Origin of the sequence: Chryseobacterium sp. SIMBA_029 (genome assembly GCF_046535275.1) — a bacterium.
Lineage (GTDB): Bacteria > Bacteroidota > Bacteroidia > Flavobacteriales > Weeksellaceae > Chryseobacterium.
In genome coordinates, this window is sequence record NZ_JAWRXA010000444.1 from 1 (window position 1) to 264 (window position 264).

Annotated in this window: 1 protein-coding gene; it reads right to left on the reverse strand. The window is 31.1% G+C overall.

The window, feature by feature from the left end; all coding sequences use genetic code 11:
- A partial coding sequence (locus SB679_RS24775; RefSeq protein ID WP_410704948.1) for a hypothetical protein occupies positions 1-264 on the reverse strand: 264 nt, incomplete at both ends.

The following is a 264-nucleotide window of genomic DNA, read 5'->3' on the forward strand; positions in this document are numbered from 1 at the left end:
TTAATTTGCTCCAAATCTCAATAGCTTTTTCTTTATTTCCATTAATTAGATGTTGAATTGCAGTTGTGTCAACAGGGTTCAAATTGGTAAACCAAAATAAAGAATGGGCAACTTTGTTCTGATTTTGTTCTATATCAGAAAAAGCCTTCTCTATAACGCTATTTGTTCTGCTAAGCGAATTGAAAAAAGGAAAGTCATATTCAGAAGTTATTTCCTTACCAACTTTTGCATAAGCTGTTACTTTACCTTTTCTGCTCAATATTT